The sequence below is a fragment of the Roseovarius sp. A-2 genome, from assembly GCF_002072155.1.
Lineage (GTDB): Bacteria > Pseudomonadota > Alphaproteobacteria > Rhodobacterales > Rhodobacteraceae > Roseovarius.
Window position 1 is genome coordinate 22635 of the sequence record NZ_BDIY01000028.1, and the last position, 14288, is coordinate 36922.

Below are 14288 nucleotides of genomic sequence, written 5' to 3' on the forward strand. Positions count from 1 at the left end.
AATGGCCAAGAAAAAGCCCCTTGTTGTTGCCTTCGTATCGGACGTTGCCGGGGCGATTAAAGGTGCTCAAAAGCTATCCGGCGAAGTCGAAAAAGTCGGCCCGGCCTCTGAAGAGGCCAGTAAGGAGTCCGAGAAGGCCCTGCGTGGCCTCGGCGTTCAGTCCGAGAGCGTTGCTGACAAGAAGATCGCCAAACTTCGGGATCAATTCGAGGCCGTCAAGACTTCCGGCGTTGCATCCGCCGAGGAAATCGCCCGCGCCCAGAAGACGATGGAAACGAAAATTGAGCGCATCAACAAGTCGATTGGGCGCTCGACGGAAGACACATTCAAGGGCGTCACCGGCCGTGTGAAGAAGATGCTCAAGGGCCTCAATATCTCCGCGTCGGACGTTCTACGCGTCGGCTCTCGCGGTGCCCTGATCGGCGCCGGACTGGCTGCCGGCGCGGGCGCAGCAGCATTTGCCAGCATCTCAAACAGTGCAGACTTCGCGGATCAGCTCCGGAAAGCATCCCGCCGCTCAAATGTGGCCACGGAAGAGCTTTCCGGCCTGGCATTCGCGGCTGAGCAGTCGGGTGTGGGTTTCGAGGTTCTGCTGCGTTCCCTCAAGAACATCGACGTGAACATGCGCAAGAAGCCGGAGCAATTCGAAAAGCTTGGCGTTGCGGTGCGTGATGCGGGTGGCGATAGCCGAAGCACGATCGAGGTCTTCACGGATGTTGTTGAGGCTCTGCGCGTCATGGAAGACCGCGGTCTGGCAACGGCATCTTCAGCGGAAATTCTTGGCGCAAAAGCCGGTCCTGACCTCGCTACGCTGGTCTCAATCGGCCGAAAGGGCATCGAAGACTACCAAGAGAGCGCTCGCCGCTTTGGCATCGTCGTCACCGACGAAGCCGGCGAGGCTGCTGAGCGCTTCAATGACCGCCTGGACGATCTGAATCAGCGTTTCCGCGGCCTGCGACTGGAGGCCAGCGCGCCGTTTTTCGATGCTTTTGCGCAGTCTTTCGAGAAGGTCGGCGAGTTCATCGACCGCAACCGTGACAGCCTGGTCGCGTTCGCTGGCACGCTTTCCGAGAAGGTTCTGGGCGTTGTTGAGGATCTCCTGGCTATCCTCGAGGGGCGCGACGGCGATGTGCAGAACCGTTGGCTGCTGAATGCCGCCGAGGGTGCCAAGGTTCTCGGTAGGGTTTTCACCGATATCGTGATCCCGGCAGCCGAGTTCCTTCTCACGGCATTCGAGAAGATCGCCCAGTCTGTCCAGAAAATCCCCCTGGTGCAGATCATGGGCGCGGTCGGGTCATTCGCGGGTGGAACTGTAGCGAACATCCAAGGCATCGGGTCGGTCGCCAGGGCTGAGCGCAACGCCCGCGCATTTGCCGCCACGCCCGAGGGCCAGGCAGCGATCCAGGGGCGGCCAGTCAATTTGATCATCGAGGGTCGGGAATACTCGATGAGCGCATCCGAGGATGTCGCCACCTCCCTTGAACGCGATCAGCGTCTCCGCGGCCGAACCTCGCCCACATCCACGCCGAGGAACAACCGATGAGCTTCCAGACGCAACTCCGCATCTTCCGCAGCAACGGCTTGGAGATCCCCTTTCCGCCGGGCTCCTACCGTTGGGCGGACATCTCCACGCGGCCTATCCGTTCGGCATCGCAGACGGCCCGCACGATCGACGGCCGCCTGGTGTCGCTCGGTGATCCCGCGTTCCGGCAGCTCGAGGTCACGATTTCGGTTTCCGACCAGATCGCGCCCGCCCTGGATAATCTCTGGGAGGGCGACGAGCTCACGATCCATAGCCCTGACTACATGACCGAGGCCGGCGGCGTGCTCACGCTTTCCCGTGAGCCCGTGCCCGGGACAGTAACCGCACACGCCGTCGATGGCACCGTCCTGGCGTCTCCCGAGAGCCGCACCGTGAATGTGCCCGATGCCGTCTATGTCCGGTATCGCCCGATCTTCGGCGTGAAAGTCACGGCGCCGCTCGACAAGCGCGCGACTGAGGGCAAGGCGCGTGTGTCATGGACGCTGGTCACGGAAGAGGACGAGGCGGTGGAGATTGTGGAGCCGGCTGCGGCCATCACGATCGACATCATGGAAGCCACCGGCGGCGACATCCTGGATTACACCGCCTCCGATGGCATCGAGATACGCTCGCACACATTCCTTTCGTCCGGGACTTTCACCGTCACGAAGGCCGGTTATCTGGAAGACGGATGGGTTATTGCCGGCGGCGGAGGCGGCGCACGGCACGACTCCGACAATGTTAAAGGTGGCGGAGCCTCAGCGGGTCAGGCTCGCCGACTGCGCAATCCCGACGGAACTCGCATCTGGCTGGAGCCTGGCATATATTCGATCGAGGTCGGTGCCGGCGGGCCAGGTGCGGTTGGAAACAACAATGGTTCGAATGGTAGCCCCTCGGAGGCGTTCGGGATCCAAGCTCTCGGCGGTGGAGCTGGTGGCACGACAACCGGCTCTCCGGGGCCGGGCGGAGGCGGAGGAGGCGGAGTTGGTTCAGCCCTAACCGGCGGCCCGCCGTTCGGAAATGCCATCGGTACTCTCGAAAATGGTCACCGCGGCGGTGCAGGCCGCGTGGCATCAAGCTCGTATCTTCTTGCCGGTGGCGGCGCAGGAGCCTCGGAGCCCGGGCGTGATGGTGCGACAAGCCTTTCTTCCGAGCATACTTCTGAGTTCACCGGAGCAAAAGGCGGTGATGGTCTGAAGGTCTTTTGCCGGACCGGTCTCGAAGAGTGGTATGCCGGCGGAGGCTCGCCTGGGATTTCGTCACGATACACGCCCCAATCAGGTGGCCAGGGCGGCGGCGGCACGGGAGCCTCCGGCGGCTCATCCGCCGGCAACGGCGCGCAAAACACCGGCGGCGGTGGCGGTGGCGCGGATTACGGTGCCGCGGGATCGGGCGGCTCCGGCATCGTCATCATCGCATATCGGAGGGCAGTCTAATGGGCTACGCAGCAATGACCGAAAATGACGTCGTGTACGGGGTCTTCTCCGCCCCGGACCACCTGGAGCATCCCGCATTCAGCGGCGACACGCGCACGACTGACGAGCGCATGACCGAATATTTCAATGGCCTCGGCAAGCCAGGACTGGCGCGCCACGCATCTTACAACGCAACCATCCGCGGATGCTTTCCCGGCGTCGGTTTTATCTACAGTGAAGCTCTGGAGCTGTTTCACGAGCCGCAGCCGCACGCCTCCTGGACACTCGAACAAGACGGCACATGGCAGCCGCCGCACGCTGCTCCTCCAGGAACTGGCTGGGAGTGGCAAGAGGTCGAGCAAGCCTGGCACCTCGATATCCACCTTGCCGATGAAACCTCTCTCCAGGAACTGGACGGCGTAGGCGCTTCAACGGCTGCCGCGATCCTGGCTGAGATGGGAGAGCGCGGTGCATATCGGAGCCTCTCCGATCTCGCTGAGCGCGTCGATGGCCTTGGCCAGGCGACCGTCGATGCCTGGGCGAACGCATTTGTCAGGACTCCGGAATGACCCTCTACGTCGCCGTCACACCCGACTCCGAAGCCTTCGATCCTGCCGTCCACAGCCGGCGCGATCTCGATGTCCTGCGCCTTTCTCTCGACCACAGCGACAACCGCCTGGCGCGCGTCACGCTCGAGGTCAGTAATCCTCGCACGCCGCTTTCCAGCCTGGTTGATGCCCGGGTATTCCTTTCGGACGCTGGCGGACTGGTGTTCGCTGGCCGATTCTCATACGTGCCCCGCGGCGCGGTTGGAGATACCATCACCTTGGAAGCGATCGCCCGGGAAGACGACATCGACGACCAGATCGCAGATCTCACAGAGAGCCTGAAGGTGCCCCCATATTACGATGCTCTCTTCGTGCCCCTCGGCGCCGAGGACGACCCGGCCGAGGTCCTTACCGGATACTCCAAGACTCTCGCATACAGCCGCACGGGTGGCGGGGTGGCGGCAGTCGACGCGCTCTCCGGCGCAACAACGCTCGAACTGAAACCCCTTGCTGACAGCATCCGGTATGATGTTGAGCCGGTTGCGAAAAACTATGGAGTATCACTCACTGTAGCTTGGCGCCAGCTCATCAAGCAGACGATCGCGGATCCGGCCTGGACCCGCGACCTGACCACCATGTCGCCTGAAGGTCTCATCAACGCCTGGCCCACTCTCGGCCAAGTGATCGGGACCGGATTCCGCGTGTCCGAGTCGAGCATCGCCGAGGAGCTCGACGCCTTCGATCGCCCGCAGCGGGAGCAGGTCGAGCGCATTGAAGCCGTCGCCGCGGATGAACTCGACCCGGCCTGGATCGATGCGGGCGAATTTCGCCGGATCGGTGAGATCGCACCCATGACAGCCTCGCTCGCCTTCACATACTCCGGCGAAGTCTCCCGCGTTCAGACCGCTTCATTCACGCTTCCGGCTGGCCTCCAGGTAGGCGCCACGCTCGACGAGGAAGAGGTTGAGGACATCACACTCAACGACATCAGCCGTAGCGATGCGCCGGCATGGCGGTCTGGCGTGGATTACGAAGAAGGCGATGAGGTTGTCGACGGCGGAAGTCTTTACCGCGCCCGCCGCGATCACACATCCACTCTGGAGAGAGGCCCGGCGGATTGGGTGCTGATCGGAGATGCTGCATCGATCGACGCACGGCGCACATTTTCCTTCTTCTCGACAACCCGCGGAAAGGCGGCCCTGGATCACGCCCTGGAGCGTGTTCGGGCACGCGCCAGGATCGCCTCCCGCTGCGTGCGCGTGTCATTCGAAGCACGCATGCCGGACCCGCATAGCGTCACTGAAGACTGCCAGGTCACGCTCACGCATCCCAAGATCCCCGGCGGCACGATCGCCGGTCGATTGGTCGAATACACGCTGGAATGGTCTGGTGAAAACAGATTCACAATTCGCGGCACGATCGCGGCGTGTCCTGGAAATGGCGGCTCAGACGATGCGTACCTGGACATCGACACCAGCGGCGCGCCATCAACTGGCGCCAGGGCAAGCGTCCAGATCAAAAACAAAGGCCCGGAGCAGCAAGCGGCGTTCGACGCCGGGACCGATATTCCAGAGACAAGCGTAGAAATCAAAACGACGCCGGCGCCGGCTGTTGAGCTCGAGCATGAGATCACCGTCACGCCGTCCGGCACTATCGCAATACCAGACCAGGCCACCGTATGAACTATGAACGCCGCATCGCATCCCAGGGGCTCAAGCCTCTGGACGGCTTTCGCCCCGAGCCCGCAGGTGACCGTGAATCCGGCAACCTGATCCGGGCGGCGGGTCCGGCTGGTGAAGATAAGCGCGGGCACAAAAATCTCAACCAGGCCATCCACCAACTCCTGGAGCTTCGCACACGTTCCGAGACCGCCCGGTATTCTGAAGCTGGCGCGATCCAGACGGGTGAATTCAGTGTCTACACACTGCGTGCAAACGGCTCACTCAACGTCTCTTTGGAAAAGCCGCCAGCTCCTCCGCAAGACCAGCGACTATCCGACGGATCTCACCGCCAGCGGGCATGGCGCGTGACTGCGCTCATTTTTTCCGCAAGCGACAGCACTGTGACCTGGCCGGCGGGAGTAAAATGGGGGCGTGCTGGCTACGCACTTTCCGAAGCAGACCCGGCAAATCCGGACGCCGTCCGTACGCTCAACGAGCTGCCCGGACCGCCGGAAAACCCCCGTCCCGCGGGCACGGCCGACCTGTTTGAGCTCGTCTATTTCGAGCGAACCGGAGAGTGGTGGGCATCGATCGTCGCGGCTGGCGTTGCGTCGAGCGATCCGCTGAATTCCGACGAAGACCCAAATGCTCCGGACCCGGAGCCGGAGGACCCGGGAGAAGACGGCACCGACGCTGGAAGCCCGCCAGACAATGACTACACGGACCCAGAGACCGGCGAGCCAATTTTTCCCGAGCAGCCGCCTGAGCTGGAAATAGATGGCAAGGCGATCGCGCTCCACACGACGGGTGTCTCGATCTCGCCGAACGCGGGCTCGACATGGGCCTATTTCCCCGCGCCCGGCGTGACCTTCGATTACTCTGCCATCTCCAATGGTGGGATCCTTATCGCGAACACCGCCGGCGAAGTGCATGCTCTCCGTGGCGGTGTCTTCGAGCAGATCCAAATCGACGCCACGGATGTCTCCGAGGTCGCTATCCCGAACGGGGATTTCGAGAGCGGCGAACTCGCGCCGTGGTCGATCGTATCTGGCTCGCCCCTGGTCCTCGACACGACCTCGCCGCCGCAGCGTGGCGGGAGATACTACCTCGGTCCTGACTTCCTTTCCGGCAGCGGTGAGTATGAAGTTTCGCAGCAAATAACGACGACGGGCGGTGAGAGCGGCAATTTCCGTATTCTCGCTGACGCGTTTGCTTCTGCTGGCGCGGCTGCTGAGCTTGAAGTGCAAGCGGGCTGGGACGGGCAGACATTCTCGCCCGCTTCCGGTCTCCAACTCAAGCCTGAAAAGGATGACGCTGGAGAAGGGTACAGGATCTCGGATCCGATTGACTCATGGCGGATTTCGGACCCCCTTCGGCGGCTCGGTGCTATGCGTCTTTTCTTTGTCGAAGCTTTCTCAGAACGGGCATTCGAAAATCCGAGGTTTAACGCGCAAGAGCGCATCGAGCTTACATTCGATGACGAGGATGGTAACGGCATCTGGATCGGAGACGTCGCTGGGAATTACGGCCAAGCGACAAGCCTTGCAGACGCAAAATCGCGCCTGGTCTTTGTTGACTTTGACCCTGCGGCACTGCGAATAGAGACCACGATCGTACTCACGAATTCTTCGCGTCCTGGTGAGCAGGTCTCTGTGACAATGCCGGAGGGTTGGGCGCTTCCGTATGGCTTGAAAAGGTCCAGTAGTCAGTCAGATGGCGACCACTCCATACTGCTTAGCGCGAACCGCGATCCGACCGGTGGAAACACCGGATTTTACCCTGTTGGCATTGGAGAACTTGAACCAGTCGGGAAAGTATACACCGCGTCGAGCACGCTATCCGGCGTCTGGGAAACCCTGCAGATCGACATCCCGCAATTTCCGTTCGGCGATGTCGAGATCGTGCTGCGTTCAATCGACAATTCCGGATCCGGCGGGATTTCGGTAAAGCCTGTTTATTTCGACAACGTGCGTGCCGCGCAGGCCGTCGATAATCCCTCTGCGGTGAAAGCCCTGGCAACAGACCTGGCCGGGAAGCGCCATCTCATCTTCACCTCGGAAAATTTTTTCGAGCTTCAGAATGGCGCCGCAGTGAGAATTGGCGCAGTTCCATTTGCGCCCGAGAAAGCCGCGGCACAGGGCGAAACCTTCATCCTATCCTCGGGTCAGGATATTGCGATTTCGGAAGACAATGGCGCCACCTGGGCAACCCACACAGCCACCGATAGCGTATCGCAAATCCACGCCAGGAAGTCGCCACTGGCCGTCCTTGCGAACGGCGAGCTGCACGCCATCGCCACCGCCGGCCTGACCCTTGCCGGCACACGCGATGCCGGATCCTGGGTCGCGTACGAGGCCCGCACGCAATCCTGGATTGCAACCACGCCCGCGGGCCATGTTTCGCGCTCCGGAGACCTGACTAGCTGGACGAATTTGGCTGCAATGCCGGTATCCGCCACCTCCGGTGACCGTCGCCTGGTCGCGCTGGATTCTGGTCGCTGGATCGGGTGGTCTGAGTCATCTCGCGACCTGTATCACGCGGACAACGGCGGCGAATGGTCTGTCTCGATTCCGATGGCTCACATTGTCACGGACATTCGACAGCTTAGCTAGCCGAACATGCATCTCGGGACCGATATTCCAGTAAAGGAAATGGATCTCGGAAATGCGCAAAATCGCAATAATCATCGGGCACAATGCCAAAAGCCAGGGCGCAGTCCGCGTCACTGACGGCAAGAGCGAGTTTCAGTGGAATAGCCACCTCGCAGAAATGATCCGGGCGCATGCAGGATGCGACCCTGACGCCGAGATTCGCATTTTTCGGCGTCAATCAGGTTTCGGATACACAAAGCAGATTCAAGATGTCTATGCCAGGGCCGACGCGTGGGGCGCGGATGTCACGATCGAGCTGCACTTCAACGCGAGCGCATCGTCCGCAGCTTCATACACAGTGACTCTCTCGAGCGGATCCGCAGGCAGCCTCGCGCTTTGTGAGCGCTTGCAAGCCGCCCAGGTTTCCGCGCTGGGCCTGCGAGACGCCGGGGTGAAAGTCCGCGAGCGCAACGGCGGCCGCGGCTGGCGTAGCCTCTGGACCGGTCGCGCACCAGCAGCCCTCATTGAGCCGTATTTTGGCAGCAATTTCAATGACTGCATCGTCGCTGACAAGCGCAAAGAAGAGCTCGCCAGGGAAATTTACCAGGCTGCACGGGAGAGCGCATGATGGATGATCAAACCTTCAAACTCCTGGTTTGGGTTCTCGGCGCCGGTGTGACCATTTCCATCGCGGTGGTGGGTTGGATCGTCAAGTCGCACCGGGACGATCACAGCGTAACGAAGTCAAAGCTCGACACACTGCAGCGCGACCACAGCGACTTCCGCGTTGAAGTCGCGAATCGATATGTCTCACACGATCACCTTCAGAAGCTCGAAGACCGGATGGACAAGAGGTTCGACGAGCTGAAATCCCTGCTGACAGCGGTGTTTCACAATGAAAAATGAGGGGTTTTCTTGGGATAATAGGCGACGGGCGATATGGGCAAACATGGCCCTCTCGGCTGGCGTGATCGCTTGGGTCCTATACAGCGGTCGCGCGGATAGCGTCGCAGAAGCAGCACTCACGATGTCCTTCATCAACCTCATGGCGACGATCGGTTCCTATGCGTTCGGCGCAAGCTGGGAGAACAAGAAATGATCGGAATCCTGAAAATCATAGCCGCCCCGGTCGCATCTCTTTTCGGACGCGCCGCGAACCGGTTCGGCATCCTCAATATCCTCCTGATCGCGGCCGCCGTCGCATTCGCGTGGCTGTCTATTGACCGCATTCGAGACCAGGCCGCTGATATGCAAGCCCTCGAAAGCCGCGCCGTCAATGCTGAGCAGTCCGCAGTCGATGCCCAGGCGGCCCTCAAGCTTGAGCGCGAGACGCACGCCGCAGAGATGGAAGCCCTACGCGTCGAGCGGGATGCGGAAAAAGCCCGCGCCGCAGACGCCCGGGAGATCATCGACGCGATCCGCAGTGCGCCAGATTCCGATGACGCACCGGTGGCACCGGTCTTGTCCGACGCGCTCGACGCGCTGAGAGAGCGCCAATGAGAGCCCTGGTCGCAATCCTGGCCCTGGTCGCCCTGGCAGGCTGCTCATCGCCGCGCGAGCCCGTTCAGCGACCACCCGAGCGCGTGCTCGTGACGCCGCCCGCTCTGCTCCTCGAGTGCGAGTCCGCGCCCGTCGTGCCAGACGCAGAGACCCAGCGCGCGGTCGCAGAGTACATCGTCATACTCGAAGCCGCCGGCGCCGACTGTCGATCAAAGCTCAACGCCGTGCGCCGTTTCATCGAGCGACAGACAGAAAAATAACCTCCGTTTTTGGATGCGGGATTTTTTTGCCTATCTGCTTGAAAAGGAAACGCAAAGCCGGGAATCCAATGACCCTCGAAAGCATCAAGACTTGTAAGGTTTCGGCGGCATTCGCCGCCGCAGTATTCGCCGCCTTGTTGCATGTCACGATCGCCGGTTTCGCGTCCGATCAGCTCTCCCGCGTCAACAAAATCCTGGACTGCGCCGCCCTCGCTGGTCCTCAGCATGAGGAGTGTGCGCGGTGATTGTGCCCAGCTTCGGCAAGAAGATCCTGGTAATCCCGGACAGTCACGGACGATCTACGGAAAGCGCGTCGGACATCGACCGCTACGACGCCGCCGGAAAATTCGCCAGGGACGAAAAGCCTGACATCGTGCTCTCTCTCGGTGACCTCGCCGACATGGACCCCCTCTCACCATACAAGATGAAAGCTGCTGCGGCGTTCGACGGAAAAGCAGTCAGAAAAGAGGCACTTTTCAGGACGGAAATTCTAAATCGGATTTCAGGCCCCACGCGCCACGCAAATGAGCGTCACCGCAGAGGCAGACACAAAGAGCGCATTCACGAGCCGGTGTGGATAGACTTGGAAGGAAATCACGAAGAACGGTGGCGCAGGTATCCCGAGACCGATCTCCTCGGCCACGACTTCCTGCAAGCTGAGAGCGAGGATGCGGGGTGGATCTGGCATCCATTTTTGAAGCCGGTCGATATCCTCGGTGTGCTTTTTTCACACTACTTCACGACAGGAGTGTCCCGACGCCCCGCCTTGGTGAACACGATTCTGAACAAGACGCACAGGAGCTGCGTTTTCGGGCATTCCCACAGCTTCGGATACAACCAGCAGCCTGTCCTGGGTGGCAGGACGATCTCGGCCCTATGTGCCGGATGCTTCAAACCTCCTCATCGCACGGGAGAGCACGAGTGGTCCGGGCTGATCATGCTGACCGATGTCCGCGATGGCGCGTTCAACATCCAGCAGATCCCCTACGATCATGTGCTCGAACGCTACGGCGAAGGCGCCTATGCCCAGGAGCTTCGCCAGCGCCGCGCCCAGGCCGCGCAGGATCGTCAGGACGCGTCCTATGCCTGATCACGCAATACCTGCCCTTGGAAATTTCCGCGCTCGAAAAAAGGGTCCGATCTGGTGAAAATGAAGAACACACCAGACCTTGCCCGCCTCGCCGCCGCCCACGAATTCGTCGCCGCAATGGTGGCTGACCGCCCAGATGGAGCGGCCTATTTGCCATTGTTTGAGCGCCTTGAAAAAGAGCTTGAAGCCGTCGCCGCACAGGAAAGCGCTATCGAGCGGGCCCGCCGGATATCTAAGGAGCGGGCAGCGCGCGCCGGGGCTTGATCGCGATTTTTTCGTGGTATTCCAGTCGTTTTTCGAGCGGCATGGAGTCGCCATACCATTCACGACCGCGGGCACGGCGCACGCTGTGCCCCATGAGCTCGGCTCGGTCGTCGGAGTCCACACCGGCATTTTTCAAGCGAGTTTCGAATGAATGTCGGAGCCCGCCGATCGTGACTCCGTCCGGCAGGTATCGGCGCAGCGACTTGTTCGCCGCGGCTGAATAGGTGCCTTTTCCGCGGTAGCGAGGGAAGCCGTTCGGGTGGCGTTTCATTGCTGCGAGCGCCACACCGACCAATGGGATCTGCCGTTTGGTCGCCTTGTTCTTCAACTCCCTGGCATACTCCTCACCGTCTGGAGCCCGCTCAAACCTTATCCATACGTGCGGAATCGGGTGATCAATGCAAATTGATCCAGGCGGAAGATCGGTGATCTCCGATTGCCGCGCGCCGGTCTCGACAAGGACTCGCGTGATGTCAGCCTCCTCGTCGTTCATGTGTTCCATGGCGTCAGGCAGCAAGATCTGCTCGATGACGTCGAGCGGCACCTCGGGCTTCCGACTGTCTTCGTCAAGTCGAGACATACCATCGCCGAGGCCGCGGAATGGGCTGGGTGGCATTTCTGCCAGATCAACGCCCAAGTGCTGGTGGTACTTCTTCCAGAGCAAGTTCAGGTTCTGCAGATCTTTCTGTGCGCTTGCACCCTTCATGCTGCCTTCCAAGATTCGGTCTTGCAGGGCGTCACGGAGACTGACTGCGTCCGACCGGGATATGTCTTCAAGCGCCGGGTCGCGACCGAGGAGCTCGGTCACTTTGCCGGCCGGTCGGGTCCATCTCTTTTCCCATGTGCTACGCTGGCGGGCGTTCTTATCCCGAACTTCTGCGGGAAACATTTCCGGCATCCGCTCGGCAATTTCACCAAGCGTCTCACGCGGCCGCTCGACGCCGCCCAAGAGAGCCTGAGCCGCGTCTTCGGTGGGCGCGTCACCCGAGGCTTTGAGCGCATCGACGCGGCGCAGAATGTCGCCCAGGTCGCCATCTGCGAGCTCCTGCGCGGTTCGGTATCCGAAGCCGCGGGCGGTCGTCAGGCGGGCGATTGCTTCATAATGCGAGCGTGTGCCGGGGGTATCCATGCCGACGAGCTTCGCGTCGAGTTCTGCGAGGATTTGGCTTTCAACCGCAGCGAGCCGGCCCTGGGCCTCTTTCTTGTCCCCGGTCTTCAGCGACCGGTGCAACTCCTTGCGCTTCTCGACAGACGCATACCGCCTCGGCACCCGCATGCGCAGGTGCCATGTGTCTCCTCTCTTTGCCAGTCCAGCCATTCCGATTCCCTCTTGTGTAGCAACAAGAGCGGTAGCATCGGGGCGGTGGGGGATCAATTCATTGGGCATCGCGGTCCCTCATGCTCTGCAGCCACTCTGATGGAAGCTTATCCGCTTTCCGCTCATTGCAATCGTGGCAGCACCACACGGTCCCGGCGCGCCCAGACTCGACGCATCGAACCCTCTTCGGCCACACATGATCTCTTGTCGGTCGCCTTTTGGGATCGCTGTATGTCATCTCTCTGCCACAGTATGCGCACGGCATCATTGGCGCGTCGGCAAAGAACTTTGCTGCTGCCAGGTGATCGTCGAGATTTGGCTTCTGCATCACGACCGCCCTCCCATGATCTCCAGCCGCTCGTGGGCGGAGAGCTGAGTGAGGTCGATGCTTTCGCAATCACCCTTCACACTGCTTCCACTCCAGCGAGCGCCGATCCAAATAACATCGTCGGCCGGCACAGAGCGGTAGCCACGAAACTCGTCCTCCATCGGTCGGATTGCGGCGAAGAGACCCTCCGCCTCCTCCCAGTCTTCAATCACGACACCATGCCGCAGACTGATCCGCGCCAGGTCATCGAGAAAGGCTTTGATCTGTTCGGGGGTGGGGTCGTCAGTCATGTCTTCACCTTCCTGACGCCGAAATAGCCATGGTCATACCCGGGCTGGAATGGCGCCATTGCGTCATCGAAGATTTTTTGAGTGCTTTCGTCGGAGAGATGAAAACACGCCGCGCAAGTCCACACGCCATCGGTGCAGTCCATGCTCTCAGCGTTGCGGTTCGCACCGCACGAAGAGCAGGGGCGCATGTCGTTATGCATTCCCATGGTCTTTCTCCCTGGCGATCGGCCGCGCCGGTGGTGTGTTGTGCCGATACCAGGTATCTATTCCCCACGACCACCCGACCCAAACTCGGACTCCACTTTTTGCTACACGATTTGCTACACACCGCTGCCAGTCACATCACCAGAAATACAATATATTCAATCACTTAAACGACAACACGGCCCGCGAGTGATTCCGCCCCCGGGCACCACTTAACAAGCTGATATGATTGTATTTTCTGCTCATGGCTGATCCTTGTTTCGGTCAGGTTTGACGCTTTTCTGCGAAGGTTTGACACTTTCGGCCCGCCTTCGGTTCTCTTCTTCCAATGTCGCCATAGTCTCGCGGTTCTTGTCGGCAAGGTTCGCAGAGCGCGAATAGTGCCGTGCCATGGACGGTGTTTTCTGCCCCAGAAGGTCCGCAATGCGGCGTTCATCGAGGCCCGCTTCGCGCAATGTCGTGGCGACCGTGTGCCGCAAGCCCTTGAGGGTCAGGCCTTTTTCGATAAGTCCTTCATTCTCAAGGGCGGTTTTGAAGCGGTACCAAACAGTCGAAAAGCCGTTGTAAGTCCACGCTTCGCCGCGCGAATTTGAGAGCACAGTTTCGGCGTCGTGGTTAGGCATGCGGTTAAGCGCGGCCTGAAGGGTCGGGCTGACCGGAATCGCAACCTCTTCGCCTGTCTTACCGCGCACGCCCCAGATCGTGCCGTCATCCACCTGATCATTCCGCAATCGTAAGGCGTCGGACGGGTCGAGGCCCGTGTTCATCATCAGGGCGAGGGCCACGCGCACATGGGGCTTCGCCTTGCCCAAGACGGTGTCTCGCTCCTCGATGGTCCAGGGACGGTTGGCATATGCGCAGTCGCGCGGGCGACGCTTGGGAATGACGTCTTTGGCGAAGTTGGCGGAGATAAGACCCTTCGGGATGTTGTAGCCCGGACGGCCGAGGAGATAGATGTGTCGGAGATTTAGCTGCTAGCTGGGACGCAAATTTCAACATCCGCCTGCCATCTGTTTCAACTGCCCAGCGATATTTGAGTAGTCGATCTCTTGATCTGTGTGTACCTCTACGATTCTCGTAGTCGCCGATTGGCGATCTTGCCATTGGTCGTAACGGTCCTCAATTAACTTAATGTAATCCTCAGTCATGCTCGCTGAAGTGGTCCCACCTTTTCGGACATGTTTGCAGCTTTTCTAAGGTGTATCGGGTTTAGGTTTCATGCTGCTTCTTGTTGTTCCAAGCCTACCCAATATGCGTCGTCAGGCGTCTGCCGATCAAGGGCGGAATGGGGCCTTTT

Annotated in this window: 16 protein-coding genes; 13 read left to right on the plus strand and 3 right to left on the minus strand. The window is 60.5% G+C overall.

The window, feature by feature from the left end; all coding sequences use genetic code 11:
* Position 1: 1 nt before the first annotated feature.
* The 13 genes from BHD06_RS20320 (at position 2) to BHD06_RS20370 (ending at position 10851) form a co-directional block, all read left to right on the plus strand.
* Positions 2 to 1543, plus strand: coding sequence for a hypothetical protein (locus BHD06_RS20320; protein ID WP_080458795.1), 1542 nt, complete (start codon positions 2 to 4; stop codon positions 1541 to 1543).
* Positions 1540 to 2958, plus strand: a complete 1419-nt coding sequence (locus BHD06_RS23235) for a glycine-rich domain-containing protein (RefSeq protein WP_139784814.1) — start codon at positions 1540 to 1542, stop codon at positions 2956 to 2958. Before BHD06_RS20320 ends, BHD06_RS23235 begins: the two co-directional genes overlap by 4 nt.
* Complete coding sequence (locus BHD06_RS20330) at positions 2958 to 3506, plus strand: helix-hairpin-helix domain-containing protein (RefSeq protein WP_080458796.1); 549 nt, start codon at positions 2958 to 2960, stop codon at positions 3504 to 3506. The genes BHD06_RS23235 and BHD06_RS20330 overlap by 1 nt, the downstream gene beginning before the upstream one ends.
* Positions 3503 to 5167 carry a hypothetical protein gene (locus BHD06_RS20335; RefSeq protein ID WP_080458797.1) on the plus strand — a complete coding sequence of 555 codons (1665 nt, stop codon included), beginning with the start codon at positions 3503 to 3505 and terminating at the stop codon, positions 5165 to 5167. The genes BHD06_RS20330 and BHD06_RS20335 overlap by 4 nt, the downstream gene beginning before the upstream one ends.
* The gene (locus BHD06_RS20340; protein ID WP_080458798.1) at positions 5164 to 7758 is read left to right on the plus strand and encodes a hypothetical protein; all 2595 of its coding nucleotides are present in this window, start codon (positions 5164 to 5166) and stop codon (positions 7756 to 7758) included. The genes BHD06_RS20335 and BHD06_RS20340 overlap by 4 nt, the downstream gene beginning before the upstream one ends.
* 52 nt (positions 7759 to 7810) lie before the next feature.
* On the plus strand, positions 7811 to 8365 hold the full coding sequence (locus BHD06_RS20345; RefSeq protein WP_080458799.1) for an N-acetylmuramoyl-L-alanine amidase: 555 nt from the start codon (positions 7811 to 7813) through the stop codon (positions 8363 to 8365).
* Positions 8365 to 8643, plus strand: a complete 279-nt coding sequence (locus tag BHD06_RS20350) for a hypothetical protein (RefSeq protein ID WP_080458800.1) — start codon at positions 8365 to 8367, stop codon at positions 8641 to 8643. The genes BHD06_RS20345 and BHD06_RS20350 overlap by 1 nt, the downstream gene beginning before the upstream one ends.
* A 43-nt stretch (positions 8644 to 8686) precedes the next feature.
* On the plus strand, positions 8687 to 8836 hold the full coding sequence (locus tag BHD06_RS23895; protein ID WP_176214428.1) for a hypothetical protein: 150 nt from the start codon (positions 8687 to 8689) through the stop codon (positions 8834 to 8836).
* Positions 8833 to 9237 carry a hypothetical protein gene (locus BHD06_RS20355; protein ID WP_080458801.1) on the plus strand — a complete coding sequence of 135 codons (405 nt, stop codon included), beginning with the start codon at positions 8833 to 8835 and terminating at the stop codon, positions 9235 to 9237. Before BHD06_RS23895 ends, BHD06_RS20355 begins: the two co-directional genes overlap by 4 nt.
* A complete protein-coding gene (locus BHD06_RS20360) occupies positions 9234 to 9497 on the plus strand; it encodes a hypothetical protein (protein ID WP_080458802.1) in 264 nt (87 codons plus the stop codon). Before BHD06_RS20355 ends, BHD06_RS20360 begins: the two co-directional genes overlap by 4 nt.
* Positions 9498 to 9565: 68 nt before the next feature.
* Positions 9566 to 9742, plus strand: coding sequence for a hypothetical protein (locus tag BHD06_RS23900; protein ID WP_176214429.1), 177 nt, complete (start codon positions 9566 to 9568; stop codon positions 9740 to 9742).
* On the plus strand, positions 9739 to 10587 hold the full coding sequence (locus BHD06_RS20365) for a metallophosphoesterase (RefSeq protein WP_080458803.1): 849 nt from the start codon (positions 9739 to 9741) through the stop codon (positions 10585 to 10587). The genes BHD06_RS23900 and BHD06_RS20365 overlap by 4 nt, the downstream gene beginning before the upstream one ends.
* Positions 10588 to 10641: 54 nt before the next feature.
* Positions 10642 to 10851 carry a hypothetical protein gene (locus BHD06_RS20370; RefSeq protein ID WP_176214430.1) on the plus strand — a complete coding sequence of 70 codons (210 nt, stop codon included), beginning with the start codon at positions 10642 to 10644 and terminating at the stop codon, positions 10849 to 10851.
* Here BHD06_RS20370 and BHD06_RS20375 read toward each other — a convergent pair.
* From BHD06_RS20375 to BHD06_RS20390, 3 genes are all read right to left on the minus strand, one after another.
* Positions 10820 to 12169 (minus strand): DUF6538 domain-containing protein, encoded by a 1350-nt coding sequence (locus BHD06_RS20375; RefSeq protein WP_176214431.1) that lies wholly within the window; start codon positions 12167 to 12169, stop codon positions 10820 to 10822. The genes BHD06_RS20370 and BHD06_RS20375 overlap by 32 nt on opposite strands.
* A 327-nt stretch (positions 12170 to 12496) precedes the next feature.
* Complete coding sequence (locus BHD06_RS20380) at positions 12497 to 12787, minus strand: hypothetical protein (protein ID WP_080458806.1); 291 nt, start codon at positions 12785 to 12787, stop codon at positions 12497 to 12499.
* Positions 12788 to 13233: 446 nt separating this feature from the next.
* Positions 13234 to 13803, minus strand: a complete 570-nt coding sequence (locus tag BHD06_RS20390; protein ID WP_176214432.1) for a tyrosine-type recombinase/integrase — start codon at positions 13801 to 13803, stop codon at positions 13234 to 13236.
* Positions 13804 to 14288 lie beyond the last annotated feature (485 nt).

Bases quoted from the DNA above. Each gene is read 5' to 3' on its own strand.
- BHD06_RS20320 (WP_080458795.1), top strand. From the start codon at position 2: ATGGCCAAGAAAAAGCCCCTTGTTGTTGCCTTCGTATCGGACGTTGCC.
- BHD06_RS23235 (WP_139784814.1), top strand. From the start codon at position 1,540: ATGAGCTTCCAGACGCAACTCCGCATCTTCCGCAGCAACGGCTTGGAG.
- BHD06_RS20330 (WP_080458796.1), top strand. From the start codon at position 2,958: ATGGGCTACGCAGCAATGACCGAAAATGACGTCGTGTACGGGGTCTTC.
- BHD06_RS20335 (WP_080458797.1), top strand. From the start codon at position 3,503: ATGACCCTCTACGTCGCCGTCACACCCGACTCCGAAGCCTTCGATCCT.
- BHD06_RS20340 (WP_080458798.1), top strand. From the start codon at position 5,164: ATGAACTATGAACGCCGCATCGCATCCCAGGGGCTCAAGCCTCTGGAC.
- BHD06_RS20345 (WP_080458799.1), top strand. From the start codon at position 7,811: ATGCGCAAAATCGCAATAATCATCGGGCACAATGCCAAAAGCCAGGGC.
- BHD06_RS20350 (WP_080458800.1), top strand. From the start codon at position 8,365: ATGGATGATCAAACCTTCAAACTCCTGGTTTGGGTTCTCGGCGCCGGT.
- BHD06_RS23895 (WP_176214428.1), top strand. From the start codon at position 8,687: ATGGCCCTCTCGGCTGGCGTGATCGCTTGGGTCCTATACAGCGGTCGC.
- BHD06_RS20355 (WP_080458801.1), top strand. From the start codon at position 8,833: ATGATCGGAATCCTGAAAATCATAGCCGCCCCGGTCGCATCTCTTTTC.
- BHD06_RS20360 (WP_080458802.1), top strand. From the start codon at position 9,234: ATGAGAGCCCTGGTCGCAATCCTGGCCCTGGTCGCCCTGGCAGGCTGC.
- BHD06_RS23900 (WP_176214429.1), top strand. From the start codon at position 9,566: ATGACCCTCGAAAGCATCAAGACTTGTAAGGTTTCGGCGGCATTCGCC.
- BHD06_RS20375 (WP_176214431.1), bottom strand. From the start codon at position 12,169: ATGGCTGGACTGGCAAAGAGAGGAGACACATGGCACCTGCGCATGCGG.
- BHD06_RS20380 (WP_080458806.1), bottom strand. From the start codon at position 12,787: ATGACTGACGACCCCACCCCCGAACAGATCAAAGCCTTTCTCGATGAC.